Source organism: Microbacterium sp. Cr-K20, from assembly GCF_000708325.1.
Lineage (GTDB): Bacteria > Actinomycetota > Actinomycetes > Actinomycetales > Microbacteriaceae > Microbacterium.
In genome coordinates this window covers 27,333-49,502 of sequence record NZ_JARE01000047.1, presented here as the reverse complement: position 1 = coordinate 49,502, position 22,170 = coordinate 27,333, and the positions used below count along the sequence as shown (strand labels likewise).

At 68.2% G+C, this 22,170-nt stretch carries 20 protein-coding genes; 4 read left to right on the top strand and 16 right to left on the bottom strand.

The genetic code is table 11. The features are described 5' to 3' along the window. Nucleotides 1–24: 24 nt before the first annotated feature. A complete protein-coding gene (gene rpsO, locus GZ67_RS0108340; protein ID WP_005048780.1) occupies nucleotides 25–294 on the bottom strand; it encodes a 30S ribosomal protein S15 in 270 nt (89 codons plus the stop codon). Between the two features lie 186 nt (nucleotides 295–480). Here rpsO and GZ67_RS0108335 point away from each other — a divergent pair, with 186 nt between their 5' ends. Next, complete coding sequence (locus GZ67_RS0108335; RefSeq protein ID WP_029263648.1) at nucleotides 481–1,773, top strand: MFS transporter; 1,293 nt, start codon at nucleotides 481–483, stop codon at nucleotides 1,771–1,773. A gap of 33 nt (nucleotides 1,774–1,806) precedes the next feature. Here GZ67_RS0108335 and GZ67_RS0108330 read toward each other — a convergent pair whose 3' ends face one another. From GZ67_RS0108330 to GZ67_RS0108315, 4 genes are all read right to left on the bottom strand, one after another. Then, nucleotides 1,807–2,361, bottom strand: coding sequence for a YceI family protein (locus tag GZ67_RS0108330; protein WP_029263649.1), 555 nt, complete (start codon nucleotides 2,359–2,361; stop codon nucleotides 1,807–1,809). A 181-nt stretch (nucleotides 2,362–2,542) separates the two neighbouring features. Next, nucleotides 2,543–2,911, bottom strand: a complete 369-nt coding sequence (locus GZ67_RS0108325; RefSeq protein ID WP_029263650.1) for an FKBP-type peptidyl-prolyl cis-trans isomerase — start codon at nucleotides 2,909–2,911, stop codon at nucleotides 2,543–2,545. Between the two features lie 207 nt (nucleotides 2,912–3,118). Beyond that, nucleotides 3,119–3,799 (bottom strand): alpha/beta fold hydrolase, encoded by a 681-nt coding sequence (locus GZ67_RS0108320; RefSeq protein WP_029263651.1) that lies wholly within the window; start codon nucleotides 3,797–3,799, stop codon nucleotides 3,119–3,121. A gap of 39 nt (nucleotides 3,800–3,838) precedes the next feature. Then, nucleotides 3,839–5,068 carry a PrsW family intramembrane metalloprotease gene (locus GZ67_RS0108315; RefSeq protein WP_269319685.1) on the bottom strand — a complete coding sequence of 410 codons (1,230 nt, stop codon included), beginning with the start codon at nucleotides 5,066–5,068 and terminating at the stop codon, nucleotides 3,839–3,841. 89 nt (nucleotides 5,069–5,157) lie between these two features. Between GZ67_RS0108315 and GZ67_RS0108310 the strand changes: the two genes are divergently transcribed. Next, complete coding sequence (locus GZ67_RS0108310) at nucleotides 5,158–6,027, top strand: fumarylacetoacetate hydrolase family protein (protein ID WP_029263653.1); 870 nt, start codon at nucleotides 5,158–5,160, stop codon at nucleotides 6,025–6,027. Nucleotides 6,028–6,095: 68 nt separating this feature from the next. Here GZ67_RS0108310 and GZ67_RS0108305 read toward each other — a convergent pair whose 3' ends face one another. The 4 genes from GZ67_RS0108305 to GZ67_RS0108290 form a co-directional block, all read right to left on the bottom strand. Beyond that, nucleotides 6,096–7,556 (bottom strand): aspartate ammonia-lyase, encoded by a 1,461-nt coding sequence (locus GZ67_RS0108305; RefSeq protein WP_029263654.1) that lies wholly within the window; start codon nucleotides 7,554–7,556, stop codon nucleotides 6,096–6,098. A gap of 61 nt (nucleotides 7,557–7,617) precedes the next feature. Next, a complete protein-coding gene (locus GZ67_RS0108300; RefSeq protein WP_029263655.1) occupies nucleotides 7,618–8,538 on the bottom strand; it encodes a phosphodiesterase in 921 nt (306 codons plus the stop codon). 53 nt (nucleotides 8,539–8,591) lie between these two features. Then, on the bottom strand, nucleotides 8,592–8,927 hold the full coding sequence (locus GZ67_RS0108295; protein ID WP_029263656.1) for a hypothetical protein: 336 nt from the start codon (nucleotides 8,925–8,927) through the stop codon (nucleotides 8,592–8,594). Continuing rightward, nucleotides 8,924–10,303, bottom strand: coding sequence for an inorganic phosphate transporter (locus GZ67_RS0108290; protein WP_029263657.1), 1,380 nt, complete (start codon nucleotides 10,301–10,303; stop codon nucleotides 8,924–8,926). Before GZ67_RS0108290 ends, GZ67_RS0108295 begins: the two co-directional genes overlap by 4 nt. Nucleotides 10,304–10,459: 156 nt before the next feature. Between GZ67_RS0108290 and GZ67_RS0108285 the strand changes: the two genes are divergently transcribed. Next, nucleotides 10,460–12,559 (top strand): S9 family peptidase, encoded by a 2,100-nt coding sequence (locus GZ67_RS0108285; RefSeq protein WP_029263658.1) that lies wholly within the window; start codon nucleotides 10,460–10,462, stop codon nucleotides 12,557–12,559. A gap of 54 nt (nucleotides 12,560–12,613) precedes the next feature. On the opposite strand, the gene GZ67_RS0108280 is transcribed toward GZ67_RS0108285, so the two are convergent. From GZ67_RS0108280 to truB, 6 genes are all read right to left on the bottom strand, one after another. Further along, a complete protein-coding gene (locus tag GZ67_RS0108280; protein ID WP_029263659.1) occupies nucleotides 12,614–13,642 on the bottom strand; it encodes a 6-phosphofructokinase in 1,029 nt (342 codons plus the stop codon). Between the two features lie 202 nt (nucleotides 13,643–13,844). Next, the gene (locus GZ67_RS0108275; protein ID WP_029263660.1) at nucleotides 13,845–15,989 is read right to left on the bottom strand and encodes a DEAD/DEAH box helicase; all 2,145 of its coding nucleotides are present in this window, start codon (nucleotides 15,987–15,989) and stop codon (nucleotides 13,845–13,847) included. Nucleotides 15,990–16,223: 234 nt separating this feature from the next. Then, entirely contained in the window at nucleotides 16,224–17,177 is a 954-nt protein-coding gene (locus tag GZ67_RS0108270; RefSeq protein ID WP_029263661.1) for a bifunctional riboflavin kinase/FAD synthetase, read from the bottom strand. Beyond that, the gene (locus tag GZ67_RS0108265) at nucleotides 17,174–17,584 is read right to left on the bottom strand and encodes a hypothetical protein (RefSeq protein WP_197021077.1); all 411 of its coding nucleotides are present in this window, start codon (nucleotides 17,582–17,584) and stop codon (nucleotides 17,174–17,176) included. Before GZ67_RS0108265 ends, GZ67_RS0108270 begins: the two co-directional genes overlap by 4 nt. Before the next feature lie 84 nt (nucleotides 17,585–17,668). Next, nucleotides 17,669–18,037: a hypothetical protein gene (locus GZ67_RS0108260; RefSeq protein ID WP_029263663.1), complete on the bottom strand. Its 369-nt coding sequence runs from the start codon at nucleotides 18,035–18,037 to the stop codon at nucleotides 17,669–17,671. Beyond that, a complete protein-coding gene (truB, locus tag GZ67_RS0108255) occupies nucleotides 18,034–18,927 on the bottom strand; it encodes a tRNA pseudouridine(55) synthase TruB (RefSeq protein WP_029263664.1) in 894 nt (297 codons plus the stop codon). The genes GZ67_RS0108260 and truB overlap by 4 nt, the downstream gene beginning before the upstream one ends. Before the next feature lie 108 nt (nucleotides 18,928–19,035). Between truB and GZ67_RS0108250 the strand changes: the two genes are divergently transcribed. After that, entirely contained in the window at nucleotides 19,036–19,932 is an 897-nt protein-coding gene (locus GZ67_RS0108250) for an A/G-specific adenine glycosylase (protein WP_029263665.1), read from the top strand. Between the two features lie 5 nt (nucleotides 19,933–19,937). Here GZ67_RS0108250 and GZ67_RS0108245 read toward each other — a convergent pair whose 3' ends face one another. Next, nucleotides 19,938–22,061, bottom strand: a complete 2,124-nt coding sequence (locus GZ67_RS0108245; RefSeq protein WP_136044145.1) for a response regulator transcription factor — start codon at nucleotides 22,059–22,061, stop codon at nucleotides 19,938–19,940. Nucleotides 22,062–22,170: the final 109 nt, after the last annotated feature.

Genomic DNA, 22,170 nt, shown 5'->3' with positions numbered 1-22,170 from the left:
GATTGAACGCAGGATCGCCTTGCTTTATCGACGCAGGCCGAGACGCTCGATGAGCGACCGGTAGCGGTTGATGTCGATGTCCTGCAGGTAACCCAGCAGGCGACGGCGCTGACCGACGAGCAGGAACAGACCACGACGCGAGTGGTGGTCGTGCTTGTGCTCCTTGAGGTGCTCGGTGAGGTCCTTGATGCGCTGCGTCAGCATTGCGACCTGCACCTCGGGGGATCCGGTGTCACCGGGGTGCGTCGCGTACTCTTCGATGATCGCCTTCTTGACGTCTGCTTCCAGTGCCATAGATTCGATCCCCTCTCTGCTTGTTGCGCGGCGCCCGACGCCTAATACGTGGGCTCTCTTTATCCGCGGCCGATCAAACGGCAACCTGAAGAGTCTACCAGCCGAGGACTCCCCCGCGTGACAACGCCGAGAGGGGCGCTCGACCGGGGTCAACTAGGCTCGAACGGTGCAGAAGAAGATCGACGAGTGAGCGGCCGACGCGGTCTCCTGATCGACCTCACTCCCCTGAAGACCAGTCCCGCCTTCGCGCGGATGTGGATCGGATCGACGCTCGCGGGCATCGGCGGTCAGTTGACGATCGTCACCGTGATGCTGCATGTGTTCGTGCTGACCGGGAGCACATTCGCCGTGTCCATGATCGCGGTCGCCGGGCTCATCCCGATGATCCTCGCCGGCCTGTACGGCGGGATGCTCGCGGACGCATTCGACCGGCGCAGGGTGGCCCTGATCGCGGCGACCATCACGTTCGCCTCGACTGCACTGCTCGCCGCGCTCACGTGGACCGGCACCGAGACCATCTGGTGGCTGTATGCACTCAGCATGATCAACTCCGCCGCGAACTCGGTGGGCATGGCCACGCGCACGGCGATCGTGCCGCGCCTCATCCCCCGCGAGCAGCTGGCGGCGGCATCAGCACTCAACGGCGTCGCATTCGGGCTCACCGTCATGGCCGGCCCCGCGCTGGCCGGCCTGCTCGTGGCCCTCACCGGCTACGGCTGGACCTACACGATCGATGTCGTACTGATGCTGTCGATGTTCCTCGGCCTGTGGACGCTACCCGCGCTGCGGCCGGAGGGCGAGATCGTGCGCCCCGGCCTGGAATCGCTCGTCGACGGCTGGCGCTTCCTGCGCAAGGCAGGCAACATCCGGATGCAGTACATCATCGACATCATCGCGATGACATTCGGGCAGCCCCTCGTCCTCTTTCCGGCCCTCGGAACCATCCTCTTGGGCGGCGGCGCGGTGACGACCGGAATCCTCACGGCGGCCGTCGCCGTCGGAACCTTCACGTCGAGCCTGTTCTCGGGGCGCGTCGTGCAGTACCGCTGGCACGGGCGCGGCATCGCGCGCGCGGTCGAGGCGTACGGCGCATCGATCCTGTTGTTCGGCGTCGTACTGCTCGTCGGCGCCTTCTCATCGCCGGCCAGCGAGACGGCTCCGCACATCGGCCTGATCGTCGCCGCCTGCGTGGCACTCGCGCTCTCCGGGGCCTCCGACAACGTCAGCTCGATCTACCGCAACACGATGATGCAGGCGGCGGTTCCCGACGCGATGCGCGGTCGATTGCAGGGACTCTTCGTGGTGGTCGTCGCCGGCGGCCCGCGCGTCGGAGCCCTGTACGCCGGAACTCTCGCCACGCTGACCACCCTGTGGTTCCCGCCGCTGCTCGGCGGCGTCCTGGTGATCGCCCTCGTCGCGATGCTCTCGCGCCGCAACCGCCGATTCCACGACTACGACGCAGAGAACCCCGAGCCCTGACGGACCCGGGGTTCGAGGAACTGCGTGACGGCGTCAGTCCTGCTGCAGCGCGCCCTGCAGGTCGAGGCTGATCGTGATGTCCTTGCCCACGAGCACGCCACCGGTCTCGAGTGCGGCGTTCCACGTGAGGCCGAAGTCCTCGCGGTTGATCACGGCCTTGGCAGAAGCGCCCGCCTTGTAGTTGCCGTACGGGTCGGTGCCGAATCCGCCGAAGTCGAGCTCGAAGCTGACCGGCTTGGTGACGCCGCGGATCGTGAGGTCACCGTCGACGAACAGCTCGTCGCCCTTGACGCGCGCGCCGGTGGACACGAACTCCATCGTCGGGAAGTTCTCGGTGTCGAAGAAGTCGGCGGAGCGCAGGTGGGCGTCGCGACCCTCGTCGTTCGTGTCGACCGAGGTGACGTCGACAGAGGCCTCGACCTTGGCATCGAGCGGGTTCTCGGGTGCGATCAAGGTCGCGCTCTTGACGCCGAAGGTGCCGCGCACCTTGGAGATCATCATGTGGCGGACGCTGAACGTCACCTCGCTGTGCGAGGGGTCGAGCACCCAGGTGCCGGGACGGTAGCCGGGAATGTCGATGCTGGTCATGGTTTCTCCTCCGGAGACATCGGCCGCTGATGCGGCTTCGGACAGGGGCCGCGTTCACCGCGACCTCTGTGACAACTTACATTCATTCGCATATATTCCCCTGAATGCGGATGTTCTTCCGATATACAGCAGAGACGCCCCTCCTCCGAGGAGGAAGGGCGTCTCGGCGTACGGGTCGGGCTCAGCCGACAGCGACGAGATCGATGATGAAGATCAGAGTCTTTCCGGAGAGGAAGTGGCCGCCACCGACCGGGCCGTAGGCCAGGTGAGGCGGGATGATCAGCTCACGGCGTCCGCCGACCTTCATGCCGGGGATGCCGTCCTGCCAGCCCTGGATCAGGCCGCGCAGCGGGAACTGGATGGTCTCGCCGCGACCCCAGGACGAGTCGAACTCCTCGCCGGAGTCGAACTCGACGCCGGCGTAGTGCACGGTCACGGTGTCGCCGGGCTTCGCCTCGGCGCCGTCACCCTCGATGATGTCGCGGATGACGAGCTCCGCGGGAGCGGGGGCGCTGGGGGCATCGAACTCAGGCTTTGTGCGATCAGTCATGCCTCCATCAAACCCGAGCCCGCGGGAGGGGTCAACGCGATCGCACCTGCTCACAGCGAACACTTCGACGGGCGCAGCGGCAACAGCCTCTTGACACCCTCCGTGGTCGGGTGCACCCTGATTACAGATCAACTCAGCGCCCGGGAGACTCGCAGGCATCGCCGCAGCACCGGGCGCTGAGTCTTGCCACCGCGGGGTCCCCGGGCGTCAATCGAGGTAGCCGACGAGCATCTCCGCGATCTCCGTCGGCCTGCTCAGCATGGCGCAGTGTCCGCCGGGGACCTCGTCGGCGACCACCCCGAGACGCTCTCGGGCGAGGTCGCGGAGAAAGCGCGGCGGGAAGAAGCGATCGTCCGCGAACACGATGACCCGCGTCGGCACATCGGGCCAGACCTTCAGCGGCCACGGGACCACCATCGCCGCCGAGGACGGATGTGCGCGCTCCCGCCGCAGTGCTTCGTCCGCCAGCTCTCGCGGCACGCCGTTGTAGAAACTCACGTAGGGGTCCTCGTTACCCGTCAGTCCGCCATCGATCGCCGCCTGGGCCTCGGCGGCGGCGAGATAGCCCGACTCGGACCACCACCGCTCCGGCGGCTCACCGGGCGCCGGGATCATCCCCGCGGCCAGCACGAGGAGATCGGCCGACAGTCGCTCGGCGACCAGAGGCGCAGTGAAGGCTCCGAACGAGTGGCCGAGCACGACGACATCGCGTCGTGGCCCCACCTCTGCCACCACGGCGTCCGCGTAGTCCTCCAGAGTGAGGGAATCGTCACCGGCGGGGAGATCGGGGGCGAAGACCTCGTGTCCGCGCGCCACGAGTTCTGCGGCGACCAGATGCCAGGACCACCCGACATCTCCCCCGCCGTGGATCAGGACGAACGTGCTCATCGCGACCGCCTCCTCCCGACGAGTATCCCGATGTCGGGCTCAATACGCCAGTAGTGCGGCCCTGGCGGCTCGGGTACGGGTCAGCAGCGCACGCTCGTCCTCGACGGCGAGCGGATCGCGCCCCGTGATCGCCCGCTGACGGACCGCGGCCAGCGCGGTCGCGTCCTTGATGAACTCGCGCATGATCGGACGCCGGTCACCCCGAAGACCGCGCGCCCAGTTGAGACCCGCCTTGCGTCCGCTCGATGTGGCGAGCATCGTGACCTCTTCGGGCGTGAACCACCCCGCGTTCGCGTACTCGGCGAGGCGCGCACGAGTGAGGCGCGCCTCTTCGCGACGGAGAGCGACGATTCCGAGGATGAAGCCGACGAAGAGCGGCACCTGCAGGGTGAAGTACAGTCCGAAGAAGTCGGCGAAGGTCGCGGACCCGTTCCAGAGTGCGTGCAGGAGGACCGCTCCGAGCATTCCCAGCAGGCCCGCACCGATCGCGGAGCTCGCCGATCCGTGTCGCCGCGCGACCAGACCGATCGCGAAGCCGGTCACCGCCGTGAACATGGCGTGTGCGAACGGGGACAGGATCGCGCGCACGGCGAAGGTGACGGTGAGCTGCTCGCCACCGCCCTCGATCAGGCTGACCGCGAAGTACTGGATGTTCTCGGTGAAGGCGAACCCCGCGCCGACGAGTGCTCCGTACACGACACCGTCCACCGGACCGTCGAAGGCGCGACGGGCGAGCAGGAAGATGAGGAAGACCCCGAGTCCCTTCCAGAACTCCTCGACGATCGGCGCCTGCACCACCGCCGTGAAGGCATCGGAGGTGATGCCGAGCAGGATCGTCAGCCCCACGTCGACGAGCAGAGTGAGCCCCGCAGCCGCCAGTGCGCCCCAGGCGATCGCGAAGAACACGAGGCGCTTCGGCTCCGGTTCCCAGCGGTCGATCATCCGGACGCCGAGGAACACCACGGTCAGCGGGATGAGGGCGAGCACCAAACCGACGACGGAGGCGAAGACACCGAGCGCCCACCCGAAGTAGCCGACCAGGGCGAGCAGCAGGAAGCCCAGGAAACCGAAGAGCCAGAGCGAGATCGTGCGCCCCTTGCGCGTCGGCACCGGCAGCGCGGGCAGCGACTCGGCCGGCGACGGCGCGACCGGAGCAGGCGGTGTGTACGGTGTCGGCTGGGCCAGACGCGAGGCATAGGCCGGCTGTCGCGGGGGTGGCGGCATGTACGGCGAGGGCTGCTGCGGCGGCGGGGGTCCTCCGAAACTCATAGCCAAAGCTTATGGGGAACAAGAGAGACGCCTCGGGTATGGCTGAGTCCTCCACCCGCTCGTCGCCCGGCAGCCGGTAGCGTAGAACCATGCGGTTCGCTCACCTGCGCCGTCCTGACTCCCCGCGCACGGTTCTCGCCGTGGTGCAGGACTCGGACGCCATCCTCGTCTCTGATCTCCTGAACGACGCCCCTGCCACGCTGCAGCAGCTGATCGAGGGAGGGGACCCTCTCCTCGAGCGACTGCGCGCCGCGCTGGCCGCCGCAGACGCGGAGCGCCATCCGCTCGACGACTGGGCGTTCTCCTCCGCCGTGATCGCTCCCCCGGCCGTGCTCGCCGTCGGCCTCAACTATGCGGCGCACTCCAGCGAGCTGGGCTTGAAGACCGATGCGGCACCGACCGTGTTCACGCTGTGGCCGAATTCGCTCACCGGACACGAACAGACCACCTCCTGGCCGCGATCCCTCAGCGAGGCCGTCGACTACGAGGCCGAGCTCGGCGTGCTCATCGGAACCCCCGCCAAGGATGTCAGCGAGGCGGATGCGCTGTCGCATGTCTGGGGCTACACCGTGGTGAACGACATCACCGCCAGGAACATCCAGTTCTCCGAGGCGCAATGGTCGCGCTGCAAGTCGTTCGACGGGTTCACCCCGACCGGACCGTTCGCGGTGACGGCGGATGAGATCTCCGACCCGCAGGATCTGCACATCTGGGCGGTCGTGGACGGCCACACGGTGCAGGACGCCAGCACGGACCAGATGGTGCGCTCCGTCGCGAAACTGATCGCTCACCTCTCCCAGTCCCTCACGCTGCTGCCCGGCACTCTCATCTCGACGGGCAGCCCCGGTGGCGCCGGGTATTCGCGGGATCCACAGATCTTCCTGCGCGACCACTCCACCGTGACCGTCGGAATCGACGGCATCGGCGAGCTCACGACGCACTGCCGCATCACCGACTGAGCAGCTCGACGCACGAGGAGGGGGATGGATGCCGCGGCATCCATCCCCCTCTTGCCTTCGCGGGTGGGTCAGACCTCGATGCGGTCCTCCGGCGAGATCACCGGGATCGCAGCGGTGATCGTCTCGAGCCCGGACAGACGAGCGGGCGAGAGCTGCTTGACGACCTCGTCGCGCGACATCAGACCGGCCTCGACGACCAGGTCCGCGACGCTCCGGTTCGTCAGGAGAGCGGTCTTCGCGAGCGCCGCAGCGGCCGCGTAGCCGATGAACGGCGTCAGGGCGGTGATGACGCCGACCGATGCACCGACCATCGCGCCGAGACGATCGCGGTTGGCGGTGATGCCGTCGACACAGTTGACGCGCAGCGTCCACATCGCCTGGCGCATCCACGTGATCGACTGGAAGATCGAATGCGCGATGACCGGCTCGAACGCGTTCAGCTGGAGCTGGCCCGCCTCGGCGGCCATCGTCACCGTCATGTCGGCGCCCGCGACGGCGAAAGCGACCTGGTTCACAACCTCGGGGATGACCGGGTTCACCTTGCCGGGCATGATGCTGGATCCGGCCTGCATCGCGGGCAGGTTGATCTCGCCGAAGCCCGCCTGCGGGCCGGACGAGAGCAGCCGGAGGTCGTTGCAGATCTTCGACAGCTTCATCGCGTTGCGCTTGAGCGTCGAGGAGAACGACATGAACGAGCCGGTGTCGCTGGTGGCCTCGACGAGGTCACCGGCCGTTCGCAGGTCGAGCTGCGTGATCTCGCGCAGGTGCTTGAGCACGGCGGGGGCGTAACCGGGGTGCGTGGTGATGCCGGTGCCGATCGCCGTGGCACCCATGTTGATCTCGAACATGAGCGAGGCGTTCTCGGTCAGCCGCGTGTGGTCGTAGCCGAGAGTCGTGGCGAAGCCGTTGAACTCCTGGCCGAGCGTCATCGGCACGGCGTCCTGCAGCTGGGTGCGACCGACCTTCAGCACGTCGTGGAACTCGCGGGACTTGCCGAGGAACGACAGCCGCAGCAGGTCGAGCTCTTCGAGCAGCGAGCGCAGCGTCAGTGACAGGCCGATCTTCACGGCGGTCGGGTAGACGTCGTTGGTGGACTGGCTGCGGTTGGTGTGATCGATCGGCGACAGGAAGGCGTAATCGCCCTTCTCGCGGCCGGCCAACTCCAGCGCGATGTTGGTGATGACCTCGTTCGCGTTCATGTTCGTCGAGGTACCCGCGCCACCCTGGATGACGCCCACCGTGAACTGCTCGTGGAACTCGCCGTCGATGACGCGCTGCGCGGCACGGTCGATCAGGTCGGCGCGCTCGTGGTCCAGTACCCCGATCTCGCGGTTCGCCCGCGCACTCGCCTGCTTGACCATCGCCAGCCCGACCACGAGGTCCGGATAGACCGAGATGGGCCGTTTCGAGATCGGGAAGTTCGCGTCGGCGCGGGAAGTATGAATCCCCCAGTACGCGTCGACGGGAATCTCCATGCTTCCGAGCGAATCGGTCTCGGTGCGGGTCGGGGTAGGCGCGGCAGAAGCCATGTCACATCCTCGTGGGTCGTGGCGGGTGAGAAGGGTGGGGGATGCTCTCAGTCTACGCCGCTCACCGGCCGGGCTTGCGGGAGAACGCCTCGAGTCGCTGCTCCGGTGTGAGCGCCGCCATCCGCTCGAGCCAGTCCGCGGAGAAGTAGTCCCCGGTCGCGGCCTGCGTCACCGGCACCACCGTGTGCGTGATCGTCTCCGGGTACACGTGCACGAGCTGGAAGGCCTGGGCCGCGTCCATGCCGTTCACCTCGGCCGACGGACGCGCCACGTTCATCGTGTAGCAGGTGGCCGACGAGACACTCACCGGGACGCCGGCGAAGGTGCCCTGCGACGAGTAGTGCAGGTGACCGGCGAGGATGCCACGGACATCGGTTCCGCGGATGACCTCCGCGAGCTCATCCTGATGCCGAAGCTCCAGGATGTCGAAGAGCGGCAGATGGCTCGGGAGCGGTGGATGGTGCATCGCGAGCAGGGTGCCGTGCGGAGCGGGATCCGCGAGCACGTCGGCGAGCCAGGACAGCTGTTCTTCGTCGAGGTCGCCGTGATGCCAGCCGGGCACGCTGGTGTCGAGAGCGATGAGGCGAAGCCCGGCGAGGTCCCAGACGCCCGTCACCGGATCCTCCGTCGGCTCCGCATCGAGGAGTCCTGCGCGCAGTGCCGGGCGTTCGTCGTGGTTGCCCGCGACCCAGATGAGCGGAGCGCCCAGCTCGTCCGCCACCGGCTCGACGGCAGCCCTCAGCCGGCGATATGCGTCGGGCTCACCCAGATCGGCGAGGTCGCCGGTGACGACGATCGCCGACGGATGCGGATGCACGGATCTGATCGCATCGAGCGTTCGGGCGAAATTGGCCTCGACGTCGTACTTCCCACCGAGCCGCGCTCCCCCTGCGAGGAAGTGCGGATCACTCACGTGGATCAGCACATGGCTTGCGGGGTCATGTCGGCCGAAGGCGTACGCGTTTCCGGTTGCTGCGGACATGCCAACAGCCTAGGCCTCGACCCCGCGTCGGCATTCGACCTGCCGGCGTCGGGTCAGTGCCCGATGACGAGGAGCAGGATGCCGGCGACCACGGCCGCGGCGCACAACGCGAAGCATCCGTACGCACCGAAGAGCGCGACCCGCTTCTGCCCCTCGGTGAGCGGGCTCTTCCGCGCCGCCTTCGCCGCCTGCTTCTCGGCGCGCTTCATCTCCTTCTCGGAGATCACGGTGATCGCATCCGTGAACTCGGCGGGGCTCACCACCGGGGCCCGACCGCTGCGCACCAGCAGACGAAGACCGAGGGCGTAGAAGGTGACGATGGCCGCCGCGCCGATCAGTGCTGCGAGGAACACCTGGAGGAACGCGATCCAGTCGATGACGACGTTCATTCCGAGTCCCCGTTCCGATTCGCGTCCGAATTCTTCGATGAGGAGGCGGATTTGGCACCCTTGACGCTCGCCTTGGCCTGAGCCTTCTTCTTCGCCTTGGCCTCCGCGTCCTTCTTCGCCTGGGCCTTCACCTTCTCACGGGCCTCGGCACGGGCCTTCGCCTCGGCCTTGGCCAGCTCGATACGCTGCTGACGACGCGTCGGCGGCGGCGTGTCCGGGAGCTCGATGGCCATCCCGGATTCGGCGACGTCACTCATGGCGTTCGCGGATGTGACGGCGTTGCGGCGCGAACGCATGAACAGTCCGAGGATGATCACGACGGCGATGACCGCGTCGATCGCCACACCCCAGTTGCCGAGCCAGACGACGAGAAGCGCCGCCAGGGCGCCCACGGCTCCCGCTGCGGGAAGCGTGAGCAGCCAGCCGACGCCGATACGACCCGCCGTCCGCCAGCGGACCGTGGAGCCTCGGCGACCGAGGCCGGAGCCGATCACGGAGCCCGAGGCCACCTGCGTGGTCGAGAGCGCGAAGCCGAGCGCGCTGGAGGCCAGGATCGTCGCTGCCGTCGAGCTCTCCGCCGCGAAGCCCTGCGCGGGCTTCACATCGGTGAGGCCCTTGCCGAGGGTGCGGATGATTCGCCAGCCGCCGAGATACGTGCCGAGCGCGATCGTGAAGGCGCAGGCGATGATCACCCAGAGCTGCGGTTCGTGGTGCACGCCGGACTGCCAGCCGATGGTGATCAGAGCGAGGGTGATGACACCCATCGTCTTCTGCGCGTCGTTGGTGCCGTGCGCGAGTGCGACCAGCGAGGACGTGAAGATCTGCCCCCAGCGGAAACCGTCGCGACCGTCGGGCTTGCCGTCGTAACGTCGCGTGATCGAGTAGGCGATCTTCGTCGCCGCGAAGGCGATGAGCCCCGCGGTGACGGGGGCGATGAGCGCAGGGAGCACGATCTTCGAGAGCACCATGCCGAAGTCGATGCCGCCGAGCCCCGCACCGACCAGGGTCGCGCCGATCAGGCCGCCGAACAGCGCGTGCGATGAGCTCGACGGAAGGCCCAGGAGCCAGGTCAGCATGTTCCAGGTGATGGCGCCGATCAGGCCCGCGAAGATCAGGGACAGGAAGAGGTCCGCCCCCGCGGAGATGATCGCGTCTTCGCGGATGATGCCGCCGGAGATCGTCTTGGAGACCTCGGTGGACAGGAATGCCCCCACCAGGTTCAGGACGGCGGCGAGGAGGACGGCGGTCTTGGGCTTGAGCGCACCGGTGGCGATCGGCGTCGCCATGGCATTCGCCGTGTCGTGAAAGCCGTTGGTGAAGTCGAAGAAGAGTGCCAGCGCGATGACAAGCACGACGATGAGGGCTGCGGTTTCCACCGTTCGCTTTCGGTCGTTTGAGGAAGAAGGAGATGTCGACGTGATCGACGTGACGAACGAAGAGTTCACCGTGGGTTTGACTTCCGTTAACCGGCCCCGCTAAATCCTCCCACCCTCCCCCGTGCCGGTCAACTCGACCTGGGATAGCGTGGGACGGTGACTGACGCTCCCCTCGCTGCCCGCCGCTCCACGCTCCGCACGCACCACGGTGACACATTCGACGACCCGTACGAGTGGATGCGGGCGAAGGACTCCGCCGAGGTCATCGCGCACCTCGAGGCGGAGAACGCCCACACCGACGACGAGACGGCGCACCTGGCCGACCTGCGCGAGCGCCTCTTCGAGGAGATCAAGAGTCGCGTCCAGGAGACCGATCTGTCCGTTCCCACCCGGCGCGGAGACTGGTGGTACTACAGCCGTACCGAAGAGGGCGCCCAGTACGGCATCCACTGCCGGGCCGCCGCGGAGCACGACGACTGGACTCCCCCGAGGCTCGAGGCCGGCGTGCCGGTTCCCGGCGAGGTCGTGCTGCTCGACGGGAACGTCGAGGCCGAGGGTCACGAGTTCTTCTCGCTCGGGGCGTTCGACACCTCGGACGACGCGACGAAGCTGCTCTGGTCGACCGACTTCGAAGGCGACGAGCTGTACACGGTGCACGTGCGCGACCTCGTCTCTGGCGAGACCCTCGACGACGAGATCCCGAACACCGGCGGCGCCTTCTTCACCCCGGACGGCACCGGCGTCCTCTACACGACCCGAGATGAAGCTTGGCGGCCCGACACCCTGTGGCTGCACCGCCTCGGCACACCGGTCGCGGACGATGTCCAGCTGTTCCACGAACCCGACGAGAAGTTCTGGCTCGGCGCCGGGATCACCCGCAGCCGCCGGTACCTCGTCGTCGGCGTCGGTTCGAGCATCACGAGCGAGGAGTACCTCGTCGATCTGACCGGCGACCTCACCGCGACGCCTCGCCTGGTGTGGCCGCGCCGCGAAGGAGTGGAGTACTCCATCGATCACGCCGTGGTGGACGGCGAGGACAGGCTCTTCATCCTGCACAACGACGGAGCCCTCGACTTCGAACTCGTCTCGGTGGCGGCGTCCGACCCTCAGGGCGAACGGCGGCGGGTCGTCGCCCACGAGGCGGGAAGGCGTCTGCTCGGCATGGATGCGTTCCGCGACTTCGCAACGGTCGAGTACCGCAGCGAGGGACTCGAGCGCGTCGGGCTTCTCGACTACACCACGAACACCGTCGACGAGATCCCCTTCGACGAGCCGCTGTACTCCGCCGGAGTGAGCGGGAACCCGGAGTGGCACTCCCCCTTCCTGCGACTCGGATACACGTCGTTCGTCACGCCCGGCACGGTGTACGACCTCGACCTGTCGAACCGCGAGCTGGTGCTGCGCAAGCAGGTCACCGTCCTCGGCGGCTACGACCCGGACGAGTACGGCCAGCGGCGCGAATGGGCGACGGCGTCCGATGGGGTGCGCGTGCCGATCTCCCTCGTGTGGAAGCGCTCATTCGGCGAGCCCGGTGCGGGAGCACGCCCCGTGCATCTCTACGGCTATGGTTCCTACGAGCATTCGATCGACCCCGGGTTCTCGGTCGCGCGACTCTCCGAGCTCGATCGCGGCGTGATCTTCGCGGTCGCTCACGTGCGCGGCGGCGGCGAGATGGGCCGCCAGTGGTACGAAGACGGGAAGCTGCTCAGCAAGCGCAACACCTTCACGGACTTCGTCTCCTGCGGTGAGCACCTGGTCGCGACCGGTGTCACCACGCCGAGCCGACTGGTCGCCGAGGGCGGCAGCGCGGGCGGACTGCTGATGGGCGCCGTCGCCAACCTCGCCCCCGAACTCTTCGCCGGAATCCTCGCCGGAGTTCCGTTCGTCGACGCTCTGACGACGATCCTCGACCCGTCGCTGCCCCTCACCGTGATCGAGTGGGACGAATGGGGCGATCCTCTCCACGACGCCGACGTCTACGAGTACATGAAGTCGTACTCGCCGTACGAGAACGTCCGCGACGGCGTCCAGTACCCCCGCATCCTCGCGGTGACATCACTCAATGACACCCGCGTGCTCTACGTGGAGCCGGCGAAGTGGGTCGCACGTCTGCGCGAGACCGGTGCCTCCGACGTGCTCCTCAAGTGCGAGATGGTCGCCGGGCACGGCGGCGTGAGCGGCCGCTACAACTCATGGCGGGAGCGCGCCTTCGAGCTCGCCTGGCTGCTCGACACCCTCGGCCTCGCCGAGGCCTGAGACGCGACGACGAAGCCCGCCCGTTCGAACGGGCGGGCTCGTCGAGCGGAAGTCTCAGCCGAAGAGTGCGGCGGCCTCGTCGTAGCGGTAGCGCGGGACCGTGTTCAGCTCGCCCAGTGCGTCGGCGAACGGCACCCGGACGATGTCGGTGCCCTGCATCGCCACCATCTGGCCCCAGGCTCCGTCGACGAGCGCGTCCGCGGCATGAAGGCCGAGTCGCGTCGCGAGGACCCTGTCGAACGCCGACGGGGAACCACCGCGCTGGATGTGGCCGAGGATCGTGGCGCGCGTCTCGATACCCGTGATGCGCTCGATCTCGGGAGCGAGCAGATCGCCGATGCCACCGAGCCGCGGCCGGTTGAAGGCGTCGAGCCCCTTGTCGCTGTACGCCTCGTCCATTCCGAGGAGCTTGAAGCCTTCGGAGACGACGACCAGGGGCGCGCGGCCGCGGTCGTGGGCGCTGGTCACGAGCTCGGTGATGTCGTCGATCGACATCGGCACCTCGGGGATGCAGATCACGTGGGCGCCGGCGGCCATACCGGCGTGCAGGGCGATCCAGCCGACGTGGCGTCCCATGACCTCGGCGACCATGCACCGCTGGTGGGAGTCGCCCGTGGTGCGAAGCCTGTCCATCGCATCCGTGGCGATGTTCACCGCCGTGTCGAAGCCGAACGAGTAGTCCGTCGCCTGCAGGTCGTTGTCGATCGTCTTGGGGACGCCGATGACCTTGATGCCGTCCTTCGCGAGACGGTCGGCCGCGGCGAGAGTGCCTTCGCCGCCGATCGCGATGATGCCGTCGATCTTGTGCCCGTAGAGGGTCTTGGCGATGTTCTCCGCTCCCCCGCGCTCGCCCTCGTAGGGGTTCGTGCGGCTGGTGCCGAGGATCGTGCCGCCGACCTTGGACAGGCCCTTCACCTCGTGGCGCGTGAGCGGCATGAAGTCTCCGTCGACCAGCCCCCGCCATCCGTCACGGATGCCGACGAACTCCAGGTCGTACGTGGTGGTGCCCTTGAGCACGATGCCGCGGATGACCGCGTTGAGTCCGGGGCAGTCGCCGCCGCTCGTCAGGATGCCGATCTTCATGCTGGTGCCTTCAGACGTTCGGGAGATGGGGGAAAGAGGCGACGCTGCCTTCGATCGACACTAGCGCCCCACGTACCCGGGCGCCATTCGAAGCCGACGAAAACCGTCGATCTTGACACCGCGATCCGCCGATATCGACGAACTTCTTGATCCCGAACGCCGAAGAGGCGAAACCGACGTTAAGAACCGGAGTTCTTCGCGCCTATGCCGCGCCCAGAGCCTGACGCAGCAGGTGCATCAACGCCGCCAGCTGCACCGGCTCTGCGGCCGACTCCTCGACGGCCTCACCGTCGAGCGCGCGTGCCGCGAGGCCCTGCTTCTGGTCGATCAGCTCAGCGATCTTGGTGTCGATCGTGTGCGCGGCGATGATCCGCCACGCCGTGACCGGCTCGTCCTGACCGATGCGGTGCACGCGGTCGATCGCCTGAGTCTGTTCGGCCGCCGTCCAGGACAGCTCTGCGAGGACGACGTTCGACGCCGCCTGCAGGTTCAGACCGACGCCGGCCGCGGTGAGCGAGCAGACCGCGATCCCCACGGAAGGGTCGCTGTTGAAGTCGTCGATCGCCTGCTGACGAGTCGTCGAGGTCTGGTCGCCGCGGATCGACACCGACCGGATGCCCACGGCGGCGAAGTGCGCCTCCGCACGGTCCATCACGTCGATGTGCTTCGCGAAGAAGACGACCTTGCCGACAGACCGCTGCAGCTGCGCTGCATAGTCCGCCGCGAGCTGCGCCTTGGCCTGGCCGATTCGGCGGACCATCGTGAAGACGTTGTCTCCTCCGGTGCCCGCAGCCTTCGACTCCTCGAGCTCGTTCTGGGCGACGAGGCGGACGATGTCCTCGTCGATCTCCCCGGGCGCCAGTCCACGGTCTCCGCGGGCCTCGATGATGCGACGGTACCGAGCCGCGAGCCGCTCGCCGAGTTCGCGCTCGGCCTGGCGGATGCTCCGTCCGAACTCGTCGTCGAGCTGCACGGGCAGGTCGGCGATCAGCTTGTCCGGCAGATCGGCGGCGACGTCCTTCTTCTTGCGTCGGACGATGCCCATCGAGATGACGGCGTCGCGTGCCTCGGGGTAGAACGCCTTGTCGGCCGGGGTGAACCCCGTGGCGTCGAGCTTCTCCATCAGCTCGGGGCCGGGCTTCTCGCCCGTGGTCCACCCCAGGAAGCGCCAGATCGCGTCGAAGTCCTCGACGTCGTTGATCAGCGGCGTGCCCGTGAGGGCGAGCATAAGGGGATCATGCCCCGGCGTGCGCTCACGCACCTGAGCAGCCAGCGAGAGGACGTTCTGGGAGCGCTGCGATGAGAGGTTCTTGATGAAGTGCGCCTCGTCGACGACCATTCCGCGCAGACCGATCGAGGCCAGCCACGACATGTGCCGATCGAGGATCTCGTAGTTCACGATGAACACGTCGGCGAACGCGTCGATGTCGGTGCCGTCGCCCTGGATGACCGTGGCGCGGCGCTGCGGCGTCCACCGCTCGACCTCGCGCGCCCAGTTCATCTTCACGACGTTGGGCACGACGACGAGCAGCGGGTACGCACCGGCCACCGAGGCGGCCAGCACCGACTGCGCCGTCTTGCCGAGGCCGGGCTCGTCTGCCAGGAGGAAGCTGCGGTGACCCGCCTTCACCGCCTCCAGGAACCGCGACTGATGCACCATGACCTCGAGGCCCTTGGGCGAGATGTGGTCGTACTCCGGCGCCGGCGGCAGATCCATCGACGCAGCGGATCCGCCGGCTCCGGTCTCGAACGCCTTGTACAGCGGGCCCATGAGCTCCCAGCCGTCGAGGCGGCGGCGCGGGGTCGCAGCCGGGCGCGGCGTGAGATCCGGAGCGAGGAACGGGTTCGCCAGCTGCCGCGACTCGACCGAAGGAGGCGTGACCTGTCGCTCGGCGATCGCCGCGGGAACCGTGGAGATCTGAACGGGTGCGGCATCGGCGATGATCAGCTCTTCGGGAGCGAGCTCCGCTCCCGACTCGAGAAGCCAGTCGCGTCGCATGCGCTTGGCGACCGGCGACGTCGCCTGGTCGGCCTCGAGCAGCTGGATGAGCGACGTGTCGCGCGCGGCAGTCTTGGCGAGGATGGTGGCCACACCGTCGAGGCGCTTCAGCAGCTCAGCGCGTGCCGGGTCACCGATCTCGGCGTCCGCCTTCACTCTGGCGCGCTCCTCGCGCACCAGGAACGCGATCACCTGGAACTTCACCCGGTTCGTCGGGCCGAGCTTCCCGCGCTGCGACTTCGCCTCGATCTCGCGCACCTTGCGCGCCAGGATCGGGATGAGGGGTGCCTCATCGTCGCGACGGGACGTCTTCTTGCGCCGCGTGGCGGCGGTTGCCGTAGTCGGCATGCTCCTCCTGAGCGTGAAGGCTCCGGCTTCCCCATGAAGCCCTGAACCGTTCTCGTTGTCCGCGTGTGGCGTGAGCCAGGACCGTACGAACAGTGGGTCGTCTTCCCGTCGAAGCACGCGAGAAGCGTGAGAATCGGCGGGAGCCGACTCCATTCTATGTCATCGGACGGTTGTCCTGCAGATCGCCCACGCCGAGTCGTCGGACGACGACCGGGAAGTACCGTGGCAGGGCGATTATGCGGATGTGATGCCGAGAGCCCGAGCAGCGTCCGTGACGTCTGCACCCATCTGCTCCATCAGCTTCTCGATGCCTTCGAAGGCGACCATGCCCCGCAGCCTCGCCACGAACTCGACCGTGACATCGTGGCCGTACAGATCGAGCCCGGTCTCCCCCAGCACGTGCGCCTCGACCTGACGTACGAGCACGTCGTCGAAGGTCGGATTCGTGCCCACCGAGATCGCGGACGGATGACGGATGCCGGTGTCGTGGTCGACGAGCCACCCGGCGTACACCCCGTCGGCAGGGACGAAGGCGTCGACGATGGTCGAGAGGTTGGCCGTGGGGAACCCCAGCTCCCGCCCGCGCTTGAGGCCGTGGACGACCTCGCCGCGGACGTCGGGATAGCGCCCGAGCACCGTGGCGGCCGAAGCGACGTCCCCCTCCATCAGCAGCTCTCGGATCCAGCTGGACGAGACGCGGCGAGGGGAACCGGGAAGATACACATCGTCGACGACCTCGACGGAGAAGCCGTAGCGAGGGCCGAGTTCGCGTAGCAGCTCGGGCGTGCCCGCGCCTCGGTGCCCGAAGCGGAAGTCCTGACCGACCAGGACGGTCGACACCTGCAGCGCACCGACGAGGATGTCGACGACGAAGTCCTCCGCGCTGCGGGCGGCCATCTCCTCGTCGAACGTGAGCACGAGTGTCGCGTCGAGCCCGAGGCCGCCCAGCAGTTCGAGCTTGCGCTCGACCGTGACGACGTTCTCGGGACAGCGATCCGGCCGGATGACTGCCAGCGGATTGCGGTCGAAGGTCACGGCGACCGCGCGGCTCCCGGTGGCGGCGGCGGCTTCCTTCAGCCGTTCGATGACCGCACGATGACCCGCGTGGACACCATCGAACTTGCCGATGGCGACGGCGCTCGGACCGAATCCGCCGGGAACCTCCTCCGGGCTGCGGAAGACGATCACGCGTGCACCTCGGCCGGAATCGCGGCGTCCGCGGGGCGGTGCGTGCGCAGCCACCAGATTCCGAACACCGGGAGGACCAGCGGGATGAACAGGTAACCGCGCCCGAACAGCGACCACACCGTCTCGTGCTGGAACAGCGCCGGCATCAGGATGCTCAGCAGCCCGACGACGAGAACGCCTGTCAGTTCGAAGACGATCGCGACCCAGGCGACGGTGTACCACCCGCGACGACGGGCCAGGACGAGCGCGAGTGTCGCGAGGATGTAGACGACCGCAGCGAGTGCGGAGAGGGAGTACGCCAGCGGTGCCTCGTCGAATCGGCGGACGATCTGCACGAAGCTGCGCCCGGTGGCGGCCAGCGCCATGACGGCGTAGACGATCACGAGGACGCGACCGATTCCGGTCATCCGAGTGGAGGGGGCGGTGGAGCTCATAGCGCATTCCATCCTAGAGCCGCGGGAGGGCACCGGACTCCGCCACGACCCCTCGCGTCACGCGATCTGGACGGTCCAGATGACCTGCATGCGCCACAGCATGATCGCGATCGCGAGCGCGGCCACACCCAGGATCACCGTGCTCCACCGGCTGCGCTCCATGAGCGCCCACAGCACGGCTCCGATGGGCAGGAGCACCGCCGACACCAGGTAGACCCAGTACTCGAGCAAGTCCCCCGTCGGCGGGTTTCCGGCGAGCGGCGCGACGATCGCGACGATCACCTGGACGACGAGCAGCACCTCCACGAGTGCGAGCGCCCCGACGCTGATGTCGCTCGGTCGCCGACCACTCAGTCCGGCGACGATGCAGAAGACCCCGGCAGCGACGGCGACTGCGATCTGCGCGATCGTGAGCCACAGGATCATCGGACGACCTCCGGCATGTTCATGGCGCTCTTCAGATCTGCGCCCCGCTTCTCGACGATGCCCACCAGAACGCCATCCGGGTCGATCGCGGCGCCGAGAGCGTCTGCGAGGCGGGCGGCCTGCCCTCCCAGTCGCTTGCCGTGTCGGAGATCCCGTGCTTCTTCCGCCGACATCTCCAGCACCGGAAGGATGCGCCCCGCCGCGTCGCCTGGAGCCAGCGTCGGCGCACCGTCGAGCGCATCGAGACCGACGGCATCCGTCACTTCGAACGGCCCGACCCGCGTGCGCCGCAGCGCGGTGAGGTGTCCGCCGACACCGAGTGCGGCGCCGAGGTCACGGGCGAGCGACCGGATGTACGTGCCGGAAGAGCAGTCGACGATCACATCGAGATCGAGGAAACCGTCTTGCTGACGCCGTGCCGACACGTCGAAGCGAGACACGACGACGTCCCGCGCGGCGAGCACGACCTCTTCGCCGGCACGGACGCGATCGTATGCACGCCGTCCGTCGACCTTGATCGCGGACACCGAGCTGGGAACCTGCGAGATCTCGCCGGTCAACGCCAGGATGCCCTCGTCGACCGCGGCATCCGTGACCGCGCTCCACGCCTCGGGTTCGGCGGTCGTCAGGATCTCGCCCTCGGCGTCGTCGGTCCCGGTGGTCTGTCCGAGACGGATCGTCGCCTCATAGGTCTTGTCCGCGCCGACGATGTAGGTGAGCAGTCGGGTGGCACCTTCGATGCCGATGACGAGGAGTCCGGTCGCCATCGGATCGAGTGTCCCCGCATGGCCGACCTTCCGCGTCCCGAACGCGCGCCGCGTGCGGGCGACCACGTCGTGGCTGGTCAGCCCAGCGGGCTTGTCGACGAGAAGGATGCCGGGCGAGACCATCCCCTCAGCCTACCGACGACGCGCGCGCCCCCGGTCCGAGGCAGCCCCCGGTGCCGCACCGTGAATCGCCGGACCGACCACGGGTCACTGCTCACGTACGCTGGAGGGATGCCCGGACCGCAGGCCCCTTCCGATGTCGTATCGCGCCTGCCGACGTGGTATCGATCGACCGCTCGAGACCTGCCGTGGCGCCGAGCGGAGTTCCATGACGAGTTCGGCGCGTGGGGCGTCCTGGTCAGCGAATTCATGCTTCAGCAGACTCCGGTCGCCCGGGTCGTCCCGCACCTCGAGGCGTGGCTCGCGCGCTGGCCCACACCCGCGGCGATGGCCTCTGCCTCGGCCGCGGAAGTCGTGCACCAGTGGGCCAATCTCGGATACCCGCGTCGCGCGCTCTGGTTGTTCCGGGCGGCTGTCGAGATCACCGAGCGGCACGGCGGGATCGTGCCGCGCGACGTCGAGGCCCTGCTCGCCCTGTCCGGCATCGGTGACTACACGGCCCGCGCCGTCGCGGTCTTCGCATACGGCGACCGGCACCCCGTCGTCGACACGAACACTCGGCGCGTGCTGGCCAGGGCTTTTCAGGGGCAAGCCCAGCCGGCACCGCCCTCACGGAGGGACCTGGATCTGATGGGCTCCCTCCTGCCGGACTCGCTGGCCGACGCCGCGGAGTTCAACGCCGCCATGATGGAGCTCGGCGCGACCGTATGCACGTCGCGAGCGCCGCGATGCGAGCTTTGTCCGCTCTCCGGCAGCTGCGCATGGCTGGCAGCCGGCAGGCCGGACACCGGGGATGAACGCCGTCGCCAGGCCGCCTACGAAGGCTCGGATCGACAGGCACGCGGTGCCGTGCTGCGGCTGCTGCGCGATCGCTCCCCGGAGGCGGTGCCGCTCGACCTCGTGCTCCCGGAGTGGCCGGATCCCCGTCAGCGCGACCGGGCGATCGACTCGCTCATCGCCGACGGTCTCGCCGAAGCCGACGGGATGGCCCTCTCGCTGCCGCGCTGACGAGCTCAGAGGTGATGGTCGGTGCGATGTGCCAGCACCGTCAGCTCGACCCGACTGCGGACATCGAGTTTCGCGAAGACCCGGCCGAGGTGGACCTCCACCGTACGGACCGAGAAATTGAGCATCTCGGCGATGTCACGGTTCGCCGCCCCGCCGACGGCGTACATCGCGACCTCCAGCTCGCGCGCGGTCAGCTGCAGCGACCATGCGGCTCGACACGCCGCCAGCGGATCGACGGTGGGAACGATGCTCCCCTCCTTGGCATCGAGCCTGTCCAGCCGTCCGCGGATCGTGCGCGCCCATGCCGTCGCACCGCACAGCTCGAACAACCTCTCGGCGTGCTCCAGGTGGATACGAGCCGAGGGATGATCGTCGCGGATGGCGTACTGGGTGCCGAGCATCGTCTCCACCCTCGCCCGCGCGAACGGGGAGCGGAGCGTCCGCGCCTCCTCGCGCACTTCGACGCACTCGGAACGCCAGCGACCATCCCCAGCCGTCGCCAGCCGGACGCGCAGACTCTGCGCGAGAGCGATCTCCGGCGGCTCGATGGATGGCGCGGGTGTCGAGCGTCCGTCCGGATCGAGCGCCAGCTCGTCGAGCGCGGGAACCGTCATGGTGGTCCGCGCCGATCCGAGGTCGGCCCAGAGACGGATGGTGGCTGCAGCGTCGTCGAATGAACCGGCGAGAAACGACTGGATGCCGCGGTCGACGAGACGGTCGATCCTCGCGCCCGCCGACAGCCCTTCGGTGAGCGATCGGGCGTACGGTCCGAGTTCACCGAGCACGGCGAGGTCGAGACGTCTGGCCAGCACCACGCCCAACCCGGCGAGTGGCAACGACACCGGCAGCACGAGTGCGGCCTGGATCAACCGGTCGCGCGCGAGGCCGATGTCGCCACGCCACACCAGCAGCAGAACCTCGATGACCGCGCGATACGCCTGGACGACGGGGCTGTGCTCGAATCCCGGAACGAACGGATCCGCGTCGGCGGGCATCCCCGATCCGTCGCTCGCCAGCATGCGCAGCCCCAGATCGACGTCCCCGCCCATCGCGGCCTGCAGCGCGCGCAGCATTCCTCCCGTCACCGGCCCGGAGCCTACGGTCGCGCCGATGTCGCGTTCACCCGCGATCAGCCAGCTCAGCGCGACGACGGGGTCCCTGAGTTCGTGCTCGGCACCGATCCGCGTGGCGCCTTCCCGGACGGCGTCGAGCCAGACACGCATCCCGCGCCGATCGCCCCGTTCCGCGCACAACACCGCAGCCAGAGCAGCCGCCCTCGTCCAGTGGCACCAGTCGTCGGAGTCGTCCGTGCACGGGCGCAGCACTCGCGGGTCGACCTCCGGCACCGAGCCCTGCTCGAATGCCTGCGCGACGAACAGACCGCCGAGGGCCTGGAGCCGCCGACGCTCCGCCGCGTGCGGGTACAGACCGCCGAACCACGCGACCGCTTCCGCAGCGAAGCCGGCGCCGACGGCCGAAGCGCCCGCCACGAGATGCGCTTCTTCGCGGGCTCCGCCGACAGCATGTTCCGCCGCCTCTCTCGCGAGCAGCAGCGCCCGTTCCGGGTGGCCGGCCTCACTGAGCTGTCGCGCGATGACCGTCAGCTCGACCGCGGTCTCGGGAGCCGCCTCGAGGGACGCGCGAGCGCGGTGCCAACCCTCGCTCACCCGGTCACCGCGACGGCGGAAGATCGCGCTCAGCCGCTCGTGGACACCGGCGATGGCTGCGGTGCCGGTGGTGGCTCTGATCCAGATGGAGAGACGGGGATCTGCGAAGCGCGAGTGGCCGGCATGCACCCGGATGTGCTCCCCCACCGGAGCTGCGGCAATCGCGGCCGCCGACCTGCCGTCGAACTCGAGGAGGGCGTCGAGTCCACCGTCCAGGCAGACGGAGAGCGCCGTCAGCAGCTCGCGATCCCTGTCATCGAACTGCGTGGCCTCGAATCTCCGCACGATCGAGGGCACGAGCGGGAGCGGGCTGGGTAGCGGGCGCCGACCGTGGCGTTGGTCCGCTGACAGGCGCTCGGCGACTTCGCGGATCGTCAGAGAATCCGCGTCCAGCTCGGCAGCGAGACGGGCGAGCACGTGCGGCACACAGCCGAGGTCGAGCTCCAGGAGCTCGTCCAGCAACACGCCCAACGCGGCGGGCGCGACAAAGAGAGCCCCCTGTGTACCCGTACCCTCGATGCCGTTCCCCCAGGTTCGCGGAAGCGTTCCCGCGAAGCCGAGCGTATCAAAC